A 21,512-nucleotide genomic window follows, 5' to 3' on the forward strand; every position below is an offset into this window, starting at 1 on the left:
ACTTTTACACACAGGTAATAATGTTCGGTTGGGAAGGGATCTGTGAATTTGTCAGCGTGGCGGAGCAGGGGGGCTTTACCCCGGCGGCGCGCAAGCTGGGAGTGTCGGTGGCGCAGGTCAGCCGTCAGGTGGCACAGCTGGAAGATCGGCTGCAGGCCAAGCTGCTGCTGCGTACCACCCGTCAGGTGCGGCTCACCGAGCTTGGCGAGATCTACTATCGCCACTGCCGCCAGCTGCTGGACAACCTCTACGAGGCGGAGCTGGCGGTGGGGCGCCATCAGGCGGTGCCGCAAGGGTCGCTGCGCATCACGGCCCCCGTCTCCTACGGCGAGAGCCGCATCGCCCCGCTGGTGAATGACTTTATGGTGCGCTTTCCCCAGTTGGAGGTGACCCTCAACCTCACCAACCAGCTGCTGGATCTGGTGCATGAAGGCTACGATCTGGCGCTGCGGCTTGGCCACCTCAAGGATTCGACGCTGGTGGCGCGCAAGCTGGCGCAGCGGGTGCCCTATGTCTGCGCCTCACCGGCCTACACCGCCCGCCACGGCATGCCCAACAGCCTCTCCGAGCTGACCCGCCACACCTGCTTGGTGGGCAACAGCGACGAGTGGCACTTCACCCTGGATGGCCGCCCCCACAGCGTGCGGGTGCGCGGCCTGTTGCAGTGCAACAGCGGCCATGCCCTGCTGGATGCGGCGCTCAAGGGGATCGGCATTATCCAGCTGCCGGACTACTACGTGAGCGACCATCTGGCCCGAGGGGAGCTTATCGAGCTGCTGCCCGAACTGCGGGCTCCGGCCGAGGGGATCTGGGCCCTCTATCCCCACAACCGCCACCTCTCCCCCAAGGTGCGACTGCTGGTGGACTACCTCGCCGAGCGGCTGAGCGACCCGCACCAACCGGCGCTGGTGATGCCGATAGGTTAGGGCGCTTCCCAGCCGCTGACTTACCGGCGGTGGGCGACAGGTGCGATGGCCGGAAAATAAAAGAGCCCTTGAGGAATCAAGGGCTCTTTTGCAGGTAACAACCGGATGGTCAGTGACCCATCACTCGATGTTCTGGATCTGCTCGCGCATCTGCTCGATGAGAACCTTCAGCTCGACGGCGGACTGGGTCACTTCGGCGTTGATCGACTTGGAGCCCAGCGTGTTCGACTCGCGGTTGAACTCCTGCATCATGAAGTCGAGACGACGACCGCAGGCGCCACCCTTCTTCATGATCTTGTTGGTTTCGCTGATGTGCATCTCCAGACGATCCAGCTCTTCGGCCACGTCGATCTTCTGGGCCAGCAGCACGATCTCCTGCTCGATGCGGGCCGGATCCAGCTCCACCTTGGCTTCGGCCAGACGGTCGGTGAGCTTCTGGCGCTGCCACTCGATGATCTGCGGCAGGTGGACGCGCACCTTCTTCACTTCCACCTGAATGCCGGCCAAACGCTGTTCGATCAGGGCCTTGAGGTTGGCCCCTTCGCTGGCGCGGGAGGCGAGGAAATCTTCCATGGTCTGGTCAAAACCGCCGAGCAGCTCGGTGGCGACCGCGTCCATGTCCTGCTCGGCGGCAGCCATGACGCCCGGCCAGCGCAGCACGTCGACCGGATTGAGCTGGCCCTGACCCGCCTCTTTCATTACCCAGCTGGCGCTGTCGATGATGAGCTTGGCCAGCTCTTCATTAATGTGCAGCTGGCTGGCAGCGGCCTGAGCGGCTTCGAAACGCAGGTTGCACTCCACCTTGCCGCGCTGCAGCTTGGCGCGGAAACGCTCACGCAGAACCGGTTCCAGGCTGCGCAGTTGCTCCGGCAGGCGAATGTAGGTTTCCAGATAGCGCTGGTTTACCGAACGAATTTCCCAAACGGCTGTGCCCCAGTCGCCCTTGAATTCCTTGCGGGCGTAGGCGGTCATGCTGTGAATCATTGATTGTTCCGGGCTTGATGAAGTGTGCGGCCAGTATACTCAGCCCGGCCCTGCTCGTCAGCCGATGCCGTGGTTTTAGCGGCTGATATTTGGGGCGGGATCACTTATAATCCCCCGCCAATTTGAGCCAGCCCAGAGGTCCGTTCCATGTCACGTCCAAGCGATCGCAGTGCCGCGCAACTTCGCCCGGTTACCATTACCCGCAATTTCACCAAACATGCAGAAGGCTCAGTGCTGGTGGAGTTCGGTAACACTCGCGTGCTCTGCACCGCCAGCGTCGACACCAGCGTGCCGCGCTTCCTGAAAGGGAAGAACCAGGGCTGGGTGACTGCCGAATACGGCATGCTGCCGCGCTCCACCCACTCCCGGATGAACCGCGAAGCGGCCTCCGGCAAGCAGAGTGGCCGTACTCTGGAGATCTCCCGGCTGATCGCTCGCTCCCTGCGCGCGGCGGTAGACCTGACTGCGCTGGGCGAGCACTCCATCACAGTTGACTGTGACGTGCTGCAAGCCGATGGCGGCACCCGCACTGCTTCCATTACCGGTGCCTGCGTGGCGCTGGTGGATGCGCTGAACTGGATGGTCGAGAAGGGCATGATCAAGCAGAGCCCGCTCAAGCAGATGATCGCCGCCGTCTCCGTCGGCATGTATCAGGGTGAAGCCATCTGCGATCTGGAGTACATCGAAGACTCCGCCGCCGAGACCGACATGAACGTGGTGATGACCGAAGATGGTCGCATCATCGAGGTGCAGGGCACCGCGGAGGCCGAGCCCTTCACCCATGAAGAGCTGCTGGAGATGCTGGCACTCGCCAAGGGCGGCATCGCCGACATCATTGCGCTGCAGAAGCAGTCGCTCTCCTGATTTTAAAAACGCGGCATTGACCGCGTTTTTTTATACCCCCACACAAGACAACGACAAGCCAAGCAAGGAGCCAGAATGAAAGCCTACCAGCGTCAATTTATCGAGTTCGCCCTGGAGAAACAGGTTCTCAAATTCGGTGAATTTACCCTGAAATCCGGTCGTAAAAGCCCCTACTTCTTCAACGCCGGTCTGTTCAACAGCGGCCGCGATCTGGCCCGTCTCGGCCGCTTCTATGCCGCCGCCCTGATGGATGCCGGTATCGAGTTCGATGTACTGTTTGGCCCGGCCTACAAAGGGATCCCCATCGCCTCCGCCACCGCGGTGCAGCTGGTGGAGCAGCATGACGTGGATGTGCCCTGGTGCTTCAACCGCAAGGAGGCCAAGGATCATGGCGAGGGCGGCAATCTGGTGGGTAGTCCGCTCAAGGGGCGCATCATGCTGGTGGACGATGTCATCACCGCCGGCACCGCCATCCGTGAATCCATGGATCTGATCCAGGCCAACGGCGCCTCGCTGGCGGGCGTGCTGATCGCGCTGGATCGTCAGGAGAAGGGCAAGGGCGAGCTCTCCGCCATTCAGGAGGTGGAGCGTGACTACGGCGCCCACATCATCGCCATCATCCAAATGAGCGACTTGATCCAGTATCTGGAAGAGAAACAGGCCGAGCAGCCGGAGCTGGCGGCGCAACTGGCGGCTATGAAGGCTTACCGCGCCCAGTACGGTATCTGAGCTCCGCTCACACCGCGCAATAGCTGAATGCGGCGCCCGTTTGCTCTCTGGCAGCAAACGGGTGCCGTTTTTTTTCATCTGCAAAAAGTGGATCATGTGGCTTGAGCTTGCCCTTACAGTAAAGGTTAGGGTTTGCCAGTCGGCGTTTTGTGGTGCCGACGGGTTCCGGGGAGGAACAACATGACCACTCATCTTCAATCACCGATTCATCTGCAGTTGCCGCTCAGCGGCATGAGCTGTGCCAACTGCGCAGGCCGTATCGCGGCCAGTCTCAACAAACTCGACGGGGTATCGGCCACCGTCAACTTCGCGCTGGAGCAGGCGGCCATCGAGCTGGCCAGCCCCGACCGTCTGCCTGCGGTGCTCGACAGCATCAAGAGTCAGGGTTATGACTACGGTAGCGAGACCTTTTTGTTTCAAATTACCGGTATGACTTGTGCAGGTTGTTCGGCTCGACTGAACAAGATGCTGGCCGCGCTGCCCGGCGTTATCTCCGCCGAGGTCAATTTCTCCATTGAACAGGCCCGGATCGTGCTGGTGCCCGGGATGCAGACCCCGGCCGCTTTGCGCGAGCAGATCGAGGCGCTCGGCTTTGGTGCCCAGTTGGCGCAAGGCTCGGCCAGCGGCCGCCGCCAGCAGTTGCTGGAGCGGGAAGCGCAGGAGGCCGCCAGCGCCCGTCAGGCGCAAACCCGGGTCATCGTCTCGGCTTTGCTGACGCTACCGCTGCTGGTGGGGATGCTGGCCATGGCCGGGTTGTTCCCCTGGCATCTGCCCGCATGGCTGGAGCTGGTGCTCGCCACCCCGGTGCAGTTCTGGATCGGGGCCCGTTTCTATCGCGGCGCCTGGCTCGCCATCAAGAACCGCGCAGCCAATATGGATGTGCTGGTGGCCACCGGCACCAGTGCGGCCTACTTCTACAGCCTCTATCTGTTGTTGACGCTGGGGATGGCTGCCAGCGGCAAGCTCTATTTCGAGGCGAGCGCCATCATCATCACCCTGATTTCTCTCGGCAAGTTGCTGGAGGCACGGGCCAGACGCAGCACCCAGTCCGCCATTCGCGAACTGATGGCGCTGCGACCGGAAACTGCCACCGTCTGGCGTGGCGAGAGTTGGCAGAGCGTCGCTATCGACGAGGTGCTACGTGGCGATCGGCTGCGGGTGCTGGTGGGTGAGCGGGTGCCGGTGGATGGCAGAATCGTGAGCGGCGCCAGCGAACTGGACGAATCGATCCTCACCGGCGAGAGCCTGCCGGTGCCGCGCAGTGTGGGCGGCAAGGTGCTGGGCGGTGCCATCAACCGCTCCGGCGTGCTGGAGATCGAAGCCACGACAGTGGGGGAGGACTCCAGCCTCAACAAGATCATCGCGCTGGTGGAGAGCGCCCAGATGGGCAAGGCCCCGCTGCAACAGCTGGTGGACAAGGTCTCTGCCGTGTTCGTACCGGTGGTGATGGCCATCGCCTTTTTCACCCTGCTGGTGTGGTACGCCATCAGCAACGACTTCGGTCAGGCGCTGCTGGCGGCGGTAGCGGTGCTGGTGATCGCCTGCCCCTGTGCGCTGGGGCTGGCAACGCCTGCGGCCATCGTCACCGGTACCGGCGTGGCGGCGCGCCACGGCATTCTGATCAAGGATGTGGATACCCTGCAGAGGGCCCACGCCATCAAGGCGCTTATCTTCGACAAGACCGGCACCCTGACCCAGGGCCGGCCGGTGCTGGCCAGCTGGAGTGGCAACGACGAGCAGCTGCGCCTCGCTGCCGCCCTGCAGCAGGCGAGTGAACACCCGCTGGCGCTGGCGATGCGGGAGGCCGTCGGCACAGAAGTGGCGTTGCCCCAGCCGGAGGCAGTGGAGGTGCGGGTCGGTGCCGGTATTGTCGGTCAGGTAGCGGGTCACACAGTCGCCATCGGCAATGGCGCCCTGCTGGCCCAGCTCGGCATTGAACCGCCGCAACAGGATGAACAAGCCGCCGATGGGGCGACCCGGGTTTGGATTGCCGTTGATGGCACGGTCGCCGGCATCGCGGCGCTGGCCGATACCCTGCGCCCGGAGAGTCCGGAAGCCATCGCCACTCTGCGTCAGCGCGGCATTGCCAGCTGGCTGGTGAGCGGCGACGCGCCGGCCCCCGTGGCCCATATCGCCGCCAAGCTGGGGCTGGACGGGGCCTTTGACTCCGTGCTGCCAGCGGGCAAGGTGGAGAAAGTGGAGGCGCTGCGGGCGCAAACCCGCGGGCTGGTGGCCATGGTGGGGGATGGAGTGAACGATGCCCCGGCGCTGGCGGCGGCGGACGTCGGTATCGCCATGGGCTCCGGCTCCGATGTGGCGATGGAGACCGCTTCCATCACCCTGATGCGCTCTGATCCGCGGCTGGTGGCCGATGCCATCGATATCTCGGCGGCGACCTGGAGCACTATCCAGCAGAATCTGTTCTGGGCCTTCGTGTTCAACATCATCGGCATTCCGCTGGCGGCGCTGGGTTACCTGAGCCCCGAGCTGGCGGGGGCGGCCATGGCCCTGAGCAGCATTACCGTTTTGAGCAATTCCCTGTTATTGAAACGCTGGCAGCCCAGGGCGGCGCACGGGCCAGCATCCAACCCGATCAGTAAGGAGGCATAAATGAACATCAGCAAGGTTGCCAAGGCCACTGGGCTGACCGCCAAGACCATCCGTTATTACGAGAGCATTGGCCTCATCACAGCCCCGGTACGCAGTGACAACGGCTATCGCAGTTACACCGAGGGGGCGCTGCGGGAGCTGCGTTTCGTCAAGCGGGCGCGGGAGACCGGCTTCAATTTGGAGGAGTGTCAGGAGCTGCTGGCGCTCTATCGGGACGAGCACAGAACCAGCGCTCAGGTGAAGAAGTTGGCGCAGGAGAAGATCGTCGATCTGCGCGCTCGCATCGCCGGGCTGCAGGCCATGCTCAGCTCGCTGGAAGGGTTGGTCTGCTGCTGCCACGGGGATGAAAATCCCGAGTGCCCGATCCTAGACGAGCTGGAGAAGGGGTGAGCAAGGGCTCACCGGCCAGCGCAGGAGAAAGCGCCGATGATTGATTAACTTCTTAATAAACGGCGCTTTATTGTTGCCGGTCAGGGGGGAGTGGTAGACTGCTCGGCTCTTGTACAGGAGTACTCAGTTGACCCAGAGTGTGACACGCCAGGTTAAGCAGGCCATCATGGTCCAGCTCTATACCCATGCATCGTTCAGTCTCCCCTGTTTGGGCCTGCTGGCGTTTGGCTGGAGTCTGCTGTTTCACGACTATCTGCCTGCCGTCGAAGCGCTCGGCTGGTTGGCCGGGATCTTCTTCTGGCTGCTTGGTCGGGGGTGGCACCTGCGCTGGAGGCAATCCCGCCTGTACCAGACGCCATTGCCGGTGCTGGAGCGGGAGCTCTTTATCGGAGCCACCATCACCTCCATCATCTGGGCCCTCGGGGTGCTGCTCTACATGGACAAGTTGCCCGACACCTACCGGGCCGCCATGATGATGCTCTCCAGCCTCATTCTTACCGGCAGCGCCATCATGCTGTTTGGCAGCCGCCGTACCCTCTATGGTGCCGTGTTGCCGCTGGGTTGCGCTATGTTGTTTGAACTGGGGGCGGGCAATGAGCAGGAGCGAATCGTCTCCTGCATGCTGGCGGGCTATCTGTTTGTCTTTCTGCCGACTCTGCTGCGCCGGATGCGGCGGGAGCAGATCGCCTCGCTCCACCACCGTTTCTCCAACGCCGAACTGGTGGCCGAGCTGAAGGCGGTCTCCGAACATCTGCGTCTAACCTCCCGCCTCGATGGCCTGACCGGCATCGCCAACCGCGCCCACCTCGACGACTCTCTGGAGCGGGCCTGGCGCCGCTGTCACCGTGCCCGGGCACCGCTGTCGCTGGTGCTGGTGGATGTGGATTACTTCAAGCAGTTCAACGATCTCTACGGCCATCAGCTGGGGGATGACTGCCTGCAACAGGTGGCTGGCTTGCTGGCCGAGGTGGAGCGGCGCGAGGACGATCTGGCAGCCCGTTACGGTGGCGAAGAGTTTGCCTTGCTGCTGCCCTGCACCGGCATGCAGGGGGCACTGCAGGTGGCGGACAATGTGCGGCAGGCACTCAAGGAGCTGGCCATCCCGCACCAGAAGTCACTGGTCTCCGGTCGGGTCACATGTAGTTTTGGTGTTGCGACACTGATACCGGACAACAGCATGAAAATCGCCGATTTGATCCAAAAAGCGGATGCGGCACTCTATCAGGCCAAGCATAATGGACGGGATCGAATCGAAGTAGCCTTGATGGGTAAGGTTGCCTGAATTTAACGTGACAGATTAAAGAGGTTGTCTATGCAATGTCATCGTATCGAAGAGCTGCTGGAGTTGTTGCAGCCTGCCTGGATCAAGGAACAGGATCTCAGCCTGGTGCAGTTTGTTGCCAAACTGGCCCAAGAAGCGGGATTTGAAGGGCCTCTGTCCGAGCTGACCGACGACATGCTGATCTATCACCTCAAGATGCGGGAATCCGACAAGCAGGCGATGATCCCCGGTCTGGCCAAGGATCATGTGCCCGATTTCAAAGAGGCGCTGCTCAAGGCGCGCGGAATCAAGTGAATCTTTAGCGGAAGCGCATCACCTCGTGGTGATGCGCTTTTTTGTTGCCGAAAATTGCGATCCAACCCCAATATTAGATACATCTAATCCACACAATTAGCATGCCGTTTAAGATATAATCCGCTCCATAACAAATAAGGGAGCGATGTCTTGCAATGGCCGATCACGACAAAATCGATATCAAGGATGTCACCGACAAGGGCGTAACCGGGACCTTCAACCCCAATACGTTCAAAGCCAGCGACGACAGATTCAACCCAGGCAACCGCATCTATGTGCGGGCCCAGAAAGGGTATTGGCAGCGGATGCGCAAGGCCATGGGCTGGTTCTTTGTGGCGCTGTTCGTGCTGCTGCCCTGGCTGCGTTACGACGGGCGACAGGCGGTGCTGTTCGACCTCGGTCACCAGCAGTTCCATATCTTTGGCGCCACCATCTGGCCGCAGGATCTGACCCTGCTCGCCTGGCTCTTCATGATCGCCGCCTTCGGACTCTTCTTTATTACCACCTTTCTCGGTCGGGTCTGGTGTGGCTATCTCTGCCCGCAGACGGTCTGGACCTTCATGTTCATCTGGTTTGAAGAGAAGCTGGAAGGGCCCGCCAACAAACGGCGCAAGCTGGACGAGGCGCCCTGGAGCGGCGAGAAGCTGGCTCGCAAGGGGGCCAAGCATCTGGCCTGGCTGGCGATCTCGCTGGTAACCGGCCTGACCTTCGTCGCCTACTTCCAGGATGTGACTGAACTGGTGCCGGACCTCTTCACCCTGCAGGCCAGCGGATGGGTGCTGTTCTGGGTGATCTTCTTCACCATCATCACCTACGGCAACGCAGGCTGGATGCGCGCCATCATGTGTATCCACATGTGCCCCTATGCCCGCTTCCAGTCCGCCATGTTCGACAAGGACACCTTCATCGTCGGCTATGACACCAAGCGTGGCGAGACCCGTGGCGCCCGCTCCCGCAAGGCGGATCCCAAGGCGATGGGATTGGGTGACTGTATCGACTGCGATCTCTGCGTGCAGGTTTGCCCGACCGGTATCGACATCCGCGATGGCTTGCAGTACGAGTGCATCAACTGCGGCGCCTGCGTTGATGCCTGCGACCAGACCATGGAGCGGATGGGCTACCCGAAAGGGCTCATCAGCTACACCACCGAGCACAAGCTGGCCAACGACTCCACTCATGTGGCGCGGCCCAAGCTGATTGGTTACGGGCTGGTGATGGCGGTGATGCTGGGAGTCTTTGTCTACAACGCCATGTCCATCATGCCGATGGGGCTCGATATCCTGCGGGATCGCAACCAGCTGTTCCGCGAAAACAGCGAGGGGCTTATCGAGAACACCTACACCCTCAAGATCCTCAACAAGACCCTGCAGTCCCAGACCTACCAGCTGGATGTAGAGGGCTTGCCCGAGTATCAGTGGTTCGGCCCCCGTGAAGTGACCCTGAAGGCGGGCGAGATCTACACCCTGCCGGTCAGTCTGGCGGTCGATCCCTACAACCTGAAACGGCCGGCGCTGGATATCCAGTTCGTGCTGAAACGGGAGGGGGCGGCGCCCGATGACAGCAAGGGCAACCTGCGCCAGGGCAGCAAGTTTATCAGCCGGTTGTAACTGCGTGTGGCTGCGGGCCGTGGCAACAGTCCGGTCACCAGCGAGCACGGCAATGCCGGTCAGTGGTGATAGAATGGGGCGCAACGGCGCCCCTTTCTTTATGGTGGATGACATGCGTTTCAACTATTCCGACCTCAATCCCGACCTCATCATGGATGCGCTCGATCTCAGCGGCCTGCGGCTCGACTCCGGCCTTATCGAGCTCAACAGTTACGAAAACCGGGTCTATCAGTTTCAGGATGAGGAGCGTCGCCGCTATGTGGTGAAGTTCTACCGTCCCGGCCGTTGGAGCCGGGCCCAGATCCTCGAGGAGCACGAGTTTGCCACCCGCCTTGCAGAGGCTGAGATCCCGGTCGCCGCGCCACTCGCCTTTGCAGGCGAGACCCTGCTGGAGCACGAGGGCTACCCCTTTGCCATCTGGCAGAGCGTCGGTGGCCGCCAGTTCGAGGTGGATAATCTCGACCAGCTGGAGTGGGTGGGGCGTTTCCTCGGTCGCATTCATCAGATCGGCGCCAGCAAGCCGTTTCACCATCGGGTGCGGCTCGATGTGGAGAGCATGCTGCACGAACCGCGTCAGCTGCTGGCGTCTGGCGAGTGGCTGCCAAGCGGGCTGGCGAAGCAATTCTTCGGGGTACTCGATGAGCTGATCAAGCATGTCAGCGACGCCATGACCCTGGATGTGGCGCAGATCTCCCTGCATGGCGACTGCCACCCAGGCAACATCCTGTGGCGCGATGGCCCCATGTTTGTCGACCTCGATGATTGCCGCACCGGCCCCGCGATTCAGGATCTCTGGATGATGCTGAGCGGCGAGCGCCACGAGCAGCAGATCCAGCTCGATACCCTGCTGGCGGGCTACGAGGAGTTTATGGAGTTCGACTCGCGGGAGCTGGCGCTGATCGAGCCGCTGCGGGCGATGCGCATCGTTCATTACATGGCGTGGCTGGCACGGCGCTGGGAAGATCCCGCCTTCCCCCGTCACTTCCCCTGGTTCAATACCGATCACTACTGGCGTCAACAGATAGCGACCCTGCACGATCAGCTGGAGGCACTCAAGGCGCCGCCGTTGAGTCTGATGCCAAACTGGTGAAATAGATGGGATCTTGTGCGGCAAGGGGGACTCGATCTCCGGCCCTGACCATTGACGTTAGCATGGCGAAACAATAGGCTTGGCACTGCTTCGGTTCGCCGGGCGTGCCTCACAGTGATCCCTTAACAGGAAACATCATGAAAAAAGTTCTATTTTTCCTTGCTGCCATGCTGATGATCCCCATGGTTCACGCCGCCCCCGAGTTCAAGGAAGGCGTCAACTACGATGTGGTCAAACAGACTGGCAGTGCCCAGCCGGAAGTGATGGAGTTTTTCTCCTACTACTGCCCGCACTGCGCTACCTTCGAACCGATCGTTGAACAGTTGAAGGCCGGGTTGCCAGAGGGTGTGCCCCTCAAGAAGAACCCGGTTGCTTTCCTCGGTCGCGAGATGGGCCCCGAGATGCAGCGTGCCTATGCCGTTGCCAGCCTGCTCAATGCCGAAGCCAAGCTGACTCCGGCCATCTTCACCAAGATCCACACCCAGCGTCAGCCGCCTATGAGCCGTGACGACGTGAAGAAGATCTTCGTGGACAACGGCGTACCGGCTGAAGAGTTCGACGGTGCCGTCGACAGCTTCGCCGTCTCCGGCATGGTCTCCCAGTTCGATCGCAACACCGAGAGTTACAACATTCGCGGTGTACCGGCCTTCCTGGTGAACGGAAAGTACATGGTGAAGATTGAATCCATCACCTCTCAAGAGCAGTTCAACAAGCTGGTGCAGTTCCTGCTGGCCAAGAAAGACTGATACCCCTTGAGTCGATAAAAAAGCCCGCCGGTGCGAACCGGCGGGCTTTTTGTCTTCTGGCGATCTCGAAGATCAGACCCCGACGTGGAACGCCTGTTTGAGGTTGCGGATAAACTCCGCATCCCGGCAGAGGGTCTTTCCCGGGCTGTCGGAGATCTTGGCGACCGGGCCGCCATTGCACTCGATCAGCTTGAACACGATGTTCATCGGGCTGACACCGGGCAGATCGCAGGTGAGCTTGGTGCCGATACCGAAACTGGTGTTGATGCGGCCACGGAAGTGGCGGAACAGCTGCACCGCCTTGTCGAGGTTGAGCCCGTCGGAGAAGACCAGGGTCTTGTCGGTGGGGTCGATGCCAAGGCGCTGATAGTGGCTGATCGCCTTCTCGCCCCACACCACGGGATCGCCGGAGTCGTGACGCAAGCCCTGATAGCTGCTGGCCAGCTCGAAGTCGAAGTCGCGCAGGAAGGCATCCATGGTAATGCAGTCGGTCAGGGCGATGCCGAGATGGTCGGTGAACTCGTCCAGCCAGCTGGTGAGGGCGGCGCGCTGGCTGTGCTCCAGCGGGAAGCCGAGCTGCTGGTGCGCCTGGAACCACTCATGGGCCTGGGTGCCGACAGCGGGCAGCTTGTGCTTCTGGGCCAGCATGTAGTTGCTGGTGCCGCGAAACGCCGGCAGCCGCTCCTTGAGGCGACCCACTACCGCATCCTGTACCGCGTGGGAGAAGCGGCGGCGGGTGCCGAAGTCGATGAGGTTGAACTCGCTCATCTCGTCGCGGCTCAGCTCCTTCTCCAGCTTGTCGATCTTCTGATCGAGCCGCTCCAGTGCGTGGCTGACGCCGAACTGGGGGTAGCGGAAGCGGTTGCGCATCTCGCTGATGATGGCGAGCACCGGGATCTCCCACAGGATCACATCCTGCCAGGGGCCCTCGACCCGCACATTGATACGACCATCCTGCTCGAACACCTTGAGCAGGGAGGCGTCTAGCGGCTTGCGGCGCAGGTGGTCGAGGTAGTCAGGGGTGAAGAAGGGGCGCTCGGCCAGAAAATCGAGCTCGGGCTTGGTCAGTCGCAGGGATCCGGCGAGGCGCAGTTGCTCCTCGATCTGCCCCATCATGGGCAGCAGATCCTCTTCATTGCGGCTGTGAAACTCGGCCACCACCTCGGCATCCGGATAGCGATGGAACACCGCCTGCTGCATATGCAGCTTGTAGGCGTCGGTGTCGAGCAGGCTGGTAAGAATCGGTGGCATATCAGGCTCCCCGCAGGCGGGCGAACGCCAGTTGCATAGGTAAATTGCAGGCGCCGCTATCGGACAGGCTGGTGAGGATGAGGGGCATATCAGGCGTCCAGCAGGCGTTGTACATCGATCAGGGTCTGGGCCAGTTCGGCGCCAGCCTCGATCATCTGGGTGTGGGCGCTGGCAACCGTCGCGGGTGCAATGCCACGGCAGGCATCGAGATGGACGATTACCCGGAAACCGGCGCGGCGCAGTTGCAGCACGCTGGTTTTGACACAGTAGTCGGTGGCGAGGCCGCCGACCAGTACGGTATCGACCTTGCGGGCTTGCAGGAATTCGATGAGTCCGGTGCTGCGCCGTTCGGCCAGGTCGTGGAAGCAGGTGCCGTAGGGATGGAGATCCGGTTCGACCCCCTTCCAGACGAAGAAGTCATAGTCGATGGGAGCGGGCAGGCCGTCGAGCAGCTCGAAGCCCTTGCTGCCCGGTACGCAGTGCACCGGCCAGGTGAGGTCGGCGTTGGGCAGATCCAGCGGCAGCAGCATGCCAGCGGGGTCAGAGACGGCCCAGTCGGCATTGGCAGGGTGAGAGTCCTTGCTGCCGATCCGCAGCGTGGCGAGGGTGGCCTGAGCGTTGAGCGCAGCCACAATATCATCACCGCCCGCGACGGGCAGTTCGTTCGGGCAGAGGGGGGTAAAGCCCTTCTGCGCATCAATATCCAGGCTGGCGACGGTTCCCATGATTGGCTCCTGCACATACTATTCGTGTGATATTATCTACCAAACATTAATGGAAGGCGAGCAGGGCGATCGGCATGCTGAGAATGAGTCTGGATATGGTGGTGCTGCGGTTGCATGAGGAGCGGCTCGAGCTGCTGCTCGAGACCCGCGATCGCCCCCCCTTTGCCCATTGCTGGCAACTGCCGGCGCTGCGCATCGACGAGACCCGGGATCGGGATCTCGATGCCGCCCAGCGCCGTCTAGTGGCGGAGTGGGGGCTTGGTCACTGCTACAGCGAGCAGGTCTGCACTCTCGGCAATCTGGAGCGGGATCCCCGCGGCTGGTCCACGACCCTGGTCTATCTCTGTCTGGTGGATCCGGAAGTGGAGGCGATCCACGGTTGCTGGCATCCGCTCGCCAACCTGCCGGGGCTGAGCCTCGCCTTCGACCATGTCCAGCTTATCGCCAAGGGACTGGAGCGGCTGCGGATCAAGAGCCGCTACAGCACCCTGCCGCTGCAACTGCTGGGGCCCGAGTTCACCCTCTCCGAGGTGCAGCGCGCCTTCGAAATCATCCTGCAAACACCCATGAATACGGCGGCATTTCGCAAGCGGATCCATCGCGCCGACATTCTGGTAGATACCGGCCGCAAGCGCACCGGCAAACAGCGTCCTGCCATCCTCTACCGGCTGGAGAGCCCCTGCTGCGTGATGTTCGATCAGGTGATGCACGGAGCGGAAGCATGAGTGAGACCGGTGTGCACAAGGTGCTGGTGAGTGCCTGCCTGCTGGGTCAGCCGGTGCGTTACGACGGTCAGAGCAAGGGGATCGTCAGCGACTGGCTGAGTGCGCTGGGAGCCGAAGGACGGGTGCTGGCGTTTTGCCCCGAAGTGGCGGGCGGTTTGCCGACCCCACGCCCCCCTGCCGAGCGACAGGGCGAGCGCGTAGTGACGGCGAGCGGGATGGATGTGACCGCCGAGTTTGATCGCGGCGCCGAGCTGACCCTCGCCCTCTGTCAGGCGCAGGGCATTCGCTTCGCCTTGCTGAAAGAGGGGAGCCCCTCATGTGGCAGCGGCCGTATCTATAACGGCCGCTTCGAAGGTGTTTCTGTGGCGGGCGAGGGCAAGACCACTGCTCTGCTGCGCCGCCACGGGATTGTGGTCTTTTCCGAAGATCAGTTGGCCGAGTTGGCTTCTGCGCTCTCTTTGGATTCCTCCCCGGATTTGGCGGCAACCGGCAGCGGCGCCTGACCGCTCTGCCACCCCTCCAGCACCTCGTCCTTCTCCTGCCAGCGCTGGTTTAGCCACTCCTGAAAACCGCGCTTGAACTGCTTGTCGTTGAAGTAATCTCCTATCAGCTGCTCATTCACCGGCAGCTCCTCAATCCGCACCTGAATGCGTTTTACCCGCCCCATCAGGAAGTCCTTGAACGGGGTCTCGGCGTTGTCCGGATAGCGGATGGTGACGTTGATCAGGCTGTCGAACTGTTCGCCCATGGCGGCCAGTGTGAAGGCCAGCCCCGCCGCCTTGGGCGGCATCAGGTGGCGATAGCGGGAGCGGGCGGCATCCCGTTTCTGCTCGGTGAAGCGGGTCCCTTCCACGAAGTTGATGACGGTAGTGGGGATGTGGCGAAACTTCTCGCAGGCGTTGCGGGTGGTCTCGATATCCTTGCCGCGCAGATGGGGATTTTTTAACAGAAACTCTCTCGAATAACGGCGCATAAAGGGCATATCGAGCCCCCAGCAGGCGAGCCCCAGCAGCGGGATGTAGATGAGCTCGTGCTTCATGAAGAACTTGGGCACCGGCAGCCTATCGCGGAACAGGTGGCCGAGCACCACGATATCGGTCCAGCTCATATGGTTGCTGATGATGAGATACCAGCCATCCTTGCGCAGCCTGGTGCTGTCCTCCACCTGCCAGTCGATGCGGGTGGTGAGGCGGATCACCAGCGCATTGCAGGCCAGCCACAGTCTCATGAAGCGGTTGTTGAGGCGGCTGCAGGCGCGGCCAAAGGCCGGGAGCGGCAGTATTAGTTTGGCCAGCGACACCAGCAGGATCAGGCTGGCGCACAAGGCGGTAAAGAGAATGGTCAGGCCCGCACTGATGATCAGCACCAGCGGGCCGGGAAGCAGGGATAGCATGAATGTTTACTGCGCCTTGGTTGCCAGCAGTTGGCTCAGGGTCTGGTCCTTTTCGTGCCAGATCCCGTTCAACCACTGTTGAAACTCTTGTTGGAACTCGGGGTCATTGAAGTAATCCCCCACCAGCTTGCGGTCGATCGGCAAATAGCGGACCTGAACCTTGATTTGCCCGACCCGGCCACACATGAAGTCCCAGTAGCTGGGGATGCCGTCCGGATAGGCGATGGTGACATCCACCAGTTGATGCAACTGGTCACCCATGGCTGCCAGGGTAAAGGCGATGCCGCCTGCTTTCGGTTGGAGCAGGTGACGATAGGGCGAACCCTGCTTCTGATGTTTGCCCTTGGTGAAGCGGGTGCCTTCGACGAAGTTCATCACACTCACTGGAATGTGGCGGAACCTGGCACAGGCTTTACGGGTTGTTTCAATGTCTTTTCCCTTCAGATGGGGATGCTTTTCCAGAAATTTCCTGGAATATCGCCGCATGAAGGGGAAGTCAAGCGCCCACCATGCCAGACCGAGAAAAGGTACCCAAATCAGCTCTTTCTTGAGGAAAAACTTCAGGAAGGGGATTTTTTGGTTAAAAACCCGCTGCAGTACCAGTATGTCGACCCAGGATTGATGGTTGGCAATCACCATATACCACTCATTCCGGTGCCCTTTGTCCACTCCGACCACCTCGAAAGGGGTTTTGATGATGGTTTTCTGGATCAGATTGTTGAAACCGATCCAGCAGCTGGCACAGCCATCGAGCAGCCAGTTGCAGAGGGTGCGCCACCCCTTGAGGGGGAGCAGGAGCTTGAGCAGACCCAGCGAGAAGATGGGGACAAACCAGAAGAGGGTGTTGAAAAAATAGAGCAGGGTGGAGAGGCTGCCGCGCAGTCGCTCTGTCAGCTTGTTGGGCATGAGTCGGGTCCGTCTTGCTGTCGATAAAGGGCCATCAAGTGGTCAGATCTGTGGCCATAATATCAGCCGATTGCCTGCGAGACCATTCAGAGCCGTTACGGGGTTGGACTCACCCTTTCCCTTCTGTCAGCTGCTGCGCAGTCGCGACAGCAGCCTGTCCATGGCGCGATAACCGAGCGCCTCGATAAGATGCTCCTTGCCGATGGCGGGTTGCCCGGCCAGATCGGCGATGGTGCGTGACACCCGCAGGATGCGATGCCAGGCCCGGATGCTGAGCCCCAGCTTCTGGATGGCGTTCTCCAAAAATTCGGCATCTTGCAGTGATAGTCGGCAAATATCCTCTATCTCGCGACTATCCAGCAGGTTGTTGAGCTTGCCGTTACGGCTCAGCATACGCTCTCGTGCCGCCAGCACCCGATCGCGGATCTGCCGGCTCGACTCCCCTCGCTCCGCCTTGCCGGTCAGACTCCCTTTGGGTAGCAGTGGCACTTCCACAGTCAGATCGAAGCGGTCGAGAAAGGGGCCGGAGAGTTTGCCGAGATAGCGCAGGATCTGATCCGGGCTGGAGCGAGTCTGGCCGTCGCCATAGTGTCCGCAAGGGCTGGGATTCATGGCGCCGACCAACTGGAAGCGGGCGGGGAAATCCACCTGGCGGGCGGCCCGGCTGATGGTGATGTGGCCGGTTTCCAGCGGCTCGCGCAGGGAGTCGAGCACCTTGCGCTCGAACTCGGGCAATTCATCCAGAAACAGCACTCCGTTGTGGGCCAGCGATATTTCGCCGGGCCGCGGGTGGCTGCCACCGCCCACCAGCGCCACCGCCGAGGCGCTGTGGTGGGGTGTGCGGTATGGTCTGTGGTGCCAGTGGCCGGCGCGCGGAGTGAGGCCCCCGATGGAGTGGATGGCGGCGGTCTGCTGCGCCTCCTGCTCGCTCAGCGGCGGCAGAATGCCGGGCAGACGGCTCGCCAGCATGCTCTTGCCGGTGCCGGGCGGGCCGATGAACAACAGGTTGTGGCTGCCGGCGGCGGCAATCTCCAGCGCCCGTTTGGCCTGTGACTGGCCGATCACATCCTGTAGATCCGGTACATCGGGCAGGCTCTCCGCGCTTTGTTGATCCGGCAGTGGCAGCTCGTACTGGCCGGCCAGCCAGGCGGTGACGGCCAGCAGTTGGTGAGCGGTGCGCACCTCGGCATCCTGAATGAGGGAAGCTTCGGGGCCGTTCTCCCGCGGTACCAGCAGGGTGCGCCCCGCATCGCGGCAGGCGAGTACGGCAGGCAGTACGCCGAGCACGGGACGAATTTCGCCGGTCAGGGCCAACTCCCCCAAAAATTCGTGATCGAGCAGATATTTTGCGGGTATCTGCTTGGAAGCGGCGAGAATGCCGATGGCGATGGCCAGATCGAAACGGCCCCCCTCCTTGGGCAGATCGGCGGGGGCCAGATTGACCGTGATGTGTTTGCTCGGGAACTCGAAGTTGCCGTTGAGCAGGGCGCTGCGCACCCGATCCCGCGACTCCTTCACCGAGGTTTCCGGCAGGCCGACCATGTTGAAGGCGGGCAGGCCGTTGGAGAGGTGAACTTCCACTGTAACTTGCGGGGCCGCGATCCCGAGGCTGGCACGGCTATAAACCACAGCTAATGACATAAATCCCGTCCTTGAGTTGATATATGTTCTGACTAACTGCTTGTTGTTGGTTTTTTATTCCAGAGTTCCGGCTGAGGAATAGCCAAAATCAGTGGGTTGTCACAGAAAAAAGGCTTGCCCAATAAAAATCATCGTGCTAGTTCTAATAGCCATTCGCGGTAAAAACCGCCCCAATTTCACAGGATTTCCGGTTGTAACTATGAACATGGCCTCCCGTTTCGTCAGCATTATTGTGGTCCTAGTGGTGATTATTATCTCACCGCTCGGGGCTCGTTTAGCTGCACGGAACAAGGGATAGACCCACCACCGGACAGAACGAAACAAGCGACCCCCGAGCCTCACAGCTCGGGGGTTTTTTTTCGACCAAAGGACAGGATTTTCCACATGAACGGCGCGCAGTTTTTGGTACAGGCTCTCAAGAAACAGGGTGTGACCCAGGTGTTTGGTTACCCGGGCGGGGCCATCATGCCGGTCTACGATGCCCTGTATGACGGTGGTCTGGCCCATCAGCTCTGTCGCCACGAGCAGGGCGCCGCCATGGCGGCGGTGGGCTACGCCCGCGCCTCTGGTCAGGTGGGGGTCTGCATTGCCACCTCCGGCCCCGGCGCTACCAATCTGGTGACCGGTCTGGCGGAGGCGCTGCTCGATTCGGTGCCGCTGGTGGCCATCAGCGGTCAGGTGCCCTGTTCCGCCATCGGTACCGATGCGTTTCAGGAGGTCGACGTGCTCGGCATGTCCCTCTCCTGTACCAAGCACTCCTTCATGGTGACTGATGCCGCCGATCTGGGGCGAGTGCTGGCAGAAGCTTTCGCCATCGCCACCGAAGGGCGCCCCGGCCCTGTGCTGATCGATCTCCCCAAGGATGTGCAGTTGGCCGCCGTGCCTGCCCAGAGCCCGCTGTTTGCAGTGGAAGAGTCGGAGGTGCTCAACCCCTCGGATCTGGCCGCAGCCCGCACCCTGCTGGCCGCCGCCGAGCGCCCGGTGCTCTACGTCGGTGGCGGGGTAGGCATGGCCAATGCCGAGCAGCAGTTGCGTGACTTTGCTGCCGTCACCGGCATGCCTGCGGTCACCACCCTCAAGGGGATTGGCGCGCTCGACCCCGATAGCGCCGTTTACCTCGGCATGCTCGGCATGCACGGTACCAAGGCGGCCAACTATGCGGTGCAGCAGTGCGACTTGCTGCTGGTGGTGGGCGCCCGTTTCGACGACAGGGTGACCGGCAAGCTGGAGGAGTTCGCCCCCGAGGCCAAGGTGATCCATCTCGATGTGGACGCCGCCGAGTTCGGCAAGCGCCGCGCCGCCGAGGTGGGGATCACCACGGATCTCAAACAGGTATTGCCACGTCTCGCTATGTCCCTCGCCATCGACCATTGGCGTGAGCACTGCGCCGCCATGGCCCGCGAATATGCGTTTCGCTACGACCATCCGGGTCAGGCAATCTATGCTCCGGCTCTGCTCAAGCAGCTCTCTGCCCGGCTGCCGGAGAGCAGCGTGGTGGCCTGCGATGTGGGTCAGCACCAGATGTGGGTGGCCCAGCACATGCGCTTCACCAGCCCGCGCAACCACCTCTCCAGCGCCGGTCTGGGTACCATGGGCTTTGGTCTGCCCGCTGCCATCGGCGCCAAGATGTCGCGCCCGGAGGATGAAGTGGTGCTGGTGAGCGGTGATGGCTCTTTCATGATGAACGTGCAGGAGCTCGGCACCATCCGCCGGGCCCAGCTCAAGGTGAAGATGGTGCTGCTGGATAACCAGCGCCTCGGCATGGTGCGCCAGTGGCAGGAGCTGTTCTTCGACGGCCGCTACAGCGAGACCATCCTCTCCGACAACCCCGATTTCGTCGCCCTGGCTGCCGCTTTCGGCATTCCGGGCGAGACCATTACATGCAAGGAGCAGATAGCCGGTGCCCTCGATCGCCTGCTGGCAAGCGAAGGCGCCTATCTGCTGCATGTGGCCATTTCAGAGGAAGAAAACGTCTGGCCCCTGGTTCCGCCGGGAGTCGCCAACCACAAGATGATGGAGCAACGCCCATGAACCCGCACACCCTTGCACAGCCAGCATTTGCACAACACACCCTGCATATCCATGCCCAGCCCAGACCGGAAGTGATGGAGCGGGTGCTGCGGGTGGTGCGTCACCGCGGCTTCAATCTCTGCGCCCTTAATATGGAGCAGGATTGCCAACAGCTGCGGATCACGGTTACTGTCGAGTCGGTGCGTCCCATCCAGCAGTTGTGGAGCCAGCTGGTTAAGCTGGTGGACGTCTCCCGGGTCGATGCACTGGAACAGCAACCCCGGATCAGAGCTTAAGGAGCCAAGCCAATGTCACAGCCTTCCCAATCCGCCACTCACCCCCAATACATCTGGTTCAACGGCAAACTGGTGCCCTGGCAGGATGCCCAGGTGCACGTCATGAGCCACGCCCTGCACTATGGCTCCTCGGTGTTCGAGGGGGTACGCGCCTACGACACCCCCAAAGGCACCTGCATTTTCCGTCTGCAGGAGCACACCCGCCGCCTGTTCGACTCCGCCAAGATCTACTGGATGGACGTCCCCTACAGCGAGTCCGACGTGAATGAAGCCTGCCGCACCGTGGTGCGCGAGAACGGCCTGAAGAGCGGCTATCTGCGCCCGCTGGCCTTTGTCGGCAATGTGGGGCTGGGGCTGCATCCGCCACTGGATGCCAAGGCCGACCTGATGGTGGCTGCCCTGCCGTGGGGCGCCTATCTGGGGGAAGAGGGGCTGAAAAACGGGGTGGATGTCTGCGTCACCTCCTGGAACCGACTCGCTCCCAACACCATTCCCACCGGCGCCAAGGCGGGCGGCAACTATTTGTCATCCCAGCTGATCAGCCGCGAGGCCAAGCGCAACGGCTTCGCCGAGGGGCTGGCACTGGATGTGAACGGCTACCTGAGCGAAGGGGCGGGTGAGAACCTGTTCCTAGTGAAGAACGGCGTACTGTTCACCCCGCCTGCTACCGCCGCCATCCTGCCCGGCATCACCCGCGACACCATCATGACGCTGGCCCGTGATCTGGGTTACGAGGTGCGCGAGCAGGCACTGCCCCGCGAGGCGCTCTATGTCGCAGACGAGATCTTCATGACCGGCACCGCCGCCGAGGTGACCCCGGTGCGCTCCGTTGATCGAATGAAGGTGGGCGCTGGCAGCCGTGGCCCGGTGACCGAGCAGCTGCAGAACGCCTTCTTCGGCCTGTTCAATGGCAAGACCGAAGACAAGTGGGGCTGGCTGACCCCAGTCAACGACTGATGAGAGAGGGGAGGCGTCATGCCTCCCCGAGTCGCTTCCGGTGAGCGCTTCCCAGAGGAGTCTTCACCAGGATCGATTCTGATCCA

General features: G+C 61.6%; 21 protein-coding genes. 15 read left to right on the top strand and 6 right to left on the bottom strand.

All coding sequences use genetic code 11. The annotated features are described in order from the left end of the window. Positions 1–20: 20 nt before the first annotated feature. On the top strand, positions 21–926 hold the full coding sequence (locus G5332_RS09560) for a LysR substrate-binding domain-containing protein (RefSeq protein ID WP_019446199.1): 906 nt from the start codon (positions 21–23) through the stop codon (positions 924–926). A 120-nt stretch (positions 927–1,046) separates the two neighbouring features. Here the strand turns inward: G5332_RS09560 and G5332_RS09565 are convergent, their stop codons facing one another. After that, on the bottom strand, positions 1,047–1,910 hold the full coding sequence (locus tag G5332_RS09565; RefSeq protein ID WP_005342032.1) for a YicC/YloC family endoribonuclease: 864 nt from the start codon (positions 1,908–1,910) through the stop codon (positions 1,047–1,049). Between the two features lie 147 nt (positions 1,911–2,057). Here G5332_RS09565 and rph point away from each other — a divergent pair, with 147 nt between their 5' ends. The 9 genes from rph to G5332_RS09610 all read left to right on the top strand — a co-directional run bounded on the left by rph (position 2,058) and on the right by G5332_RS09610 (position 11,522). Further along, positions 2,058–2,774, top strand: coding sequence for a ribonuclease PH (rph, locus tag G5332_RS09570; protein WP_005339589.1), 717 nt, complete (start codon positions 2,058–2,060; stop codon positions 2,772–2,774). 75 nt (positions 2,775–2,849) lie between these two features. Beyond that, complete coding sequence (gene pyrE, locus G5332_RS09575; protein WP_010676102.1) at positions 2,850–3,503, top strand: orotate phosphoribosyltransferase; 654 nt, start codon at positions 2,850–2,852, stop codon at positions 3,501–3,503. A gap of 180 nt (positions 3,504–3,683) precedes the next feature. Beyond that, positions 3,684–6,113 (top strand): heavy metal translocating P-type ATPase, encoded by a 2,430-nt coding sequence (locus G5332_RS09580; protein WP_421231125.1) that lies wholly within the window; start codon positions 3,684–3,686, stop codon positions 6,111–6,113. Continuing rightward, on the top strand, positions 6,114–6,503 hold the full coding sequence (gene cueR, locus G5332_RS09585; RefSeq protein ID WP_106844324.1) for a Cu(I)-responsive transcriptional regulator: 390 nt from the start codon (positions 6,114–6,116) through the stop codon (positions 6,501–6,503). 127 nt (positions 6,504–6,630) lie between these two features. Continuing rightward, the gene (locus G5332_RS09590; RefSeq protein WP_216952339.1) at positions 6,631–7,785 is read left to right on the top strand and encodes a GGDEF domain-containing protein; all 1,155 of its coding nucleotides are present in this window, start codon (positions 6,631–6,633) and stop codon (positions 7,783–7,785) included. Positions 7,786–7,815: 30 nt separating this feature from the next. Next, the gene (locus G5332_RS09595; protein ID WP_005339598.1) at positions 7,816–8,079 is read left to right on the top strand and encodes a YihD family protein; all 264 of its coding nucleotides are present in this window, start codon (positions 7,816–7,818) and stop codon (positions 8,077–8,079) included. A gap of 155 nt (positions 8,080–8,234) precedes the next feature. After that, entirely contained in the window at positions 8,235–9,686 is a 1,452-nt protein-coding gene (ccoG, locus tag G5332_RS09600) for a cytochrome c oxidase accessory protein CcoG (RefSeq protein ID WP_005357450.1), read from the top strand. Positions 9,687–9,786: 100 nt separating this feature from the next. Further along, positions 9,787–10,776 carry a serine/threonine protein kinase gene (locus G5332_RS09605; protein WP_204477875.1) on the top strand — a complete coding sequence of 330 codons (990 nt, stop codon included), beginning with the start codon at positions 9,787–9,789 and terminating at the stop codon, positions 10,774–10,776. A 137-nt stretch (positions 10,777–10,913) separates the two neighbouring features. Next, on the top strand, positions 10,914–11,522 hold the full coding sequence (locus tag G5332_RS09610) for a thiol:disulfide interchange protein DsbA/DsbL (protein WP_005339604.1): 609 nt from the start codon (positions 10,914–10,916) through the stop codon (positions 11,520–11,522). A 72-nt stretch (positions 11,523–11,594) separates the two neighbouring features. Here the strand turns inward: G5332_RS09610 and pncB are convergent, their stop codons facing one another. After that, positions 11,595–12,773 (bottom strand): nicotinate phosphoribosyltransferase, encoded by a 1,179-nt coding sequence (gene pncB, locus G5332_RS09615; protein ID WP_323913142.1) that lies wholly within the window; start codon positions 12,771–12,773, stop codon positions 11,595–11,597. 89 nt (positions 12,774–12,862) lie between these two features. Further along, positions 12,863–13,498: a nicotinamidase gene (locus G5332_RS09620; protein ID WP_005357452.1), complete on the bottom strand. Its 636-nt coding sequence runs from the start codon at positions 13,496–13,498 to the stop codon at positions 12,863–12,865. A gap of 74 nt (positions 13,499–13,572) precedes the next feature. Here G5332_RS09620 and G5332_RS09625 point away from each other — a divergent pair, with 74 nt between their 5' ends. Both G5332_RS09625 and G5332_RS09630 read left to right on the top strand, forming a co-directional pair. Further along, a complete protein-coding gene (locus tag G5332_RS09625) occupies positions 13,573–14,223 on the top strand; it encodes an NUDIX hydrolase (protein WP_421311235.1) in 651 nt (216 codons plus the stop codon). Continuing rightward, a complete protein-coding gene (locus G5332_RS09630; RefSeq protein ID WP_319919241.1) occupies positions 14,220–14,726 on the top strand; it encodes a DUF523 domain-containing protein in 507 nt (168 codons plus the stop codon). The genes G5332_RS09625 and G5332_RS09630 overlap by 4 nt, the downstream gene beginning before the upstream one ends. On the opposite strand, the gene G5332_RS09635 is transcribed toward G5332_RS09630, so the two are convergent. From G5332_RS09635 to G5332_RS09645, 3 genes are all read right to left on the bottom strand, one after another. Then, positions 14,651–15,616 carry an acyltransferase gene (locus tag G5332_RS09635; protein ID WP_421172651.1) on the bottom strand — a complete coding sequence of 322 codons (966 nt, stop codon included), beginning with the start codon at positions 15,614–15,616 and terminating at the stop codon, positions 14,651–14,653. The genes G5332_RS09630 and G5332_RS09635 overlap by 76 nt on opposite strands. A 6-nt stretch (positions 15,617–15,622) precedes the next feature. Next, entirely contained in the window at positions 15,623–16,522 is a 900-nt protein-coding gene (locus G5332_RS09640) for an acyltransferase (protein ID WP_158110869.1), read from the bottom strand. A gap of 126 nt (positions 16,523–16,648) precedes the next feature. Continuing rightward, positions 16,649–18,163, bottom strand: coding sequence for a YifB family Mg chelatase-like AAA ATPase (locus tag G5332_RS09645; protein ID WP_421172650.1), 1,515 nt, complete (start codon positions 18,161–18,163; stop codon positions 16,649–16,651). A gap of 384 nt (positions 18,164–18,547) precedes the next feature. Here G5332_RS09645 and ilvG point away from each other — a divergent pair, with 384 nt between their 5' ends. From ilvG to G5332_RS09660, 3 genes are read left to right on the top strand one after another with little or no spacing between them, the layout of a single operon-like run. Continuing rightward, positions 18,548–20,194, top strand: a complete 1,647-nt coding sequence (ilvG, locus tag G5332_RS09650) for an acetolactate synthase 2 catalytic subunit (protein WP_421172649.1) — start codon at positions 18,548–18,550, stop codon at positions 20,192–20,194. Next, positions 20,191–20,469, top strand: a complete 279-nt coding sequence (gene ilvM, locus G5332_RS09655) for an acetolactate synthase 2 small subunit (RefSeq protein WP_005342011.1) — start codon at positions 20,191–20,193, stop codon at positions 20,467–20,469. The genes ilvG and ilvM overlap by 4 nt, the downstream gene beginning before the upstream one ends. Before the next feature lie 12 nt (positions 20,470–20,481). After that, positions 20,482–21,426: a branched-chain amino acid transaminase gene (locus G5332_RS09660; RefSeq protein ID WP_005357461.1), complete on the top strand. Its 945-nt coding sequence runs from the start codon at positions 20,482–20,484 to the stop codon at positions 21,424–21,426. The last annotated feature ends 86 nt before the right edge of the window (positions 21,427–21,512 follow it).

It is taken from the genome of Aeromonas sp. 603757 (assembly GCF_049171255.1).
In the GTDB taxonomy this organism is placed as follows: Bacteria; Pseudomonadota; Gammaproteobacteria; order Enterobacterales; family Aeromonadaceae; genus Aeromonas; species Aeromonas veronii_A.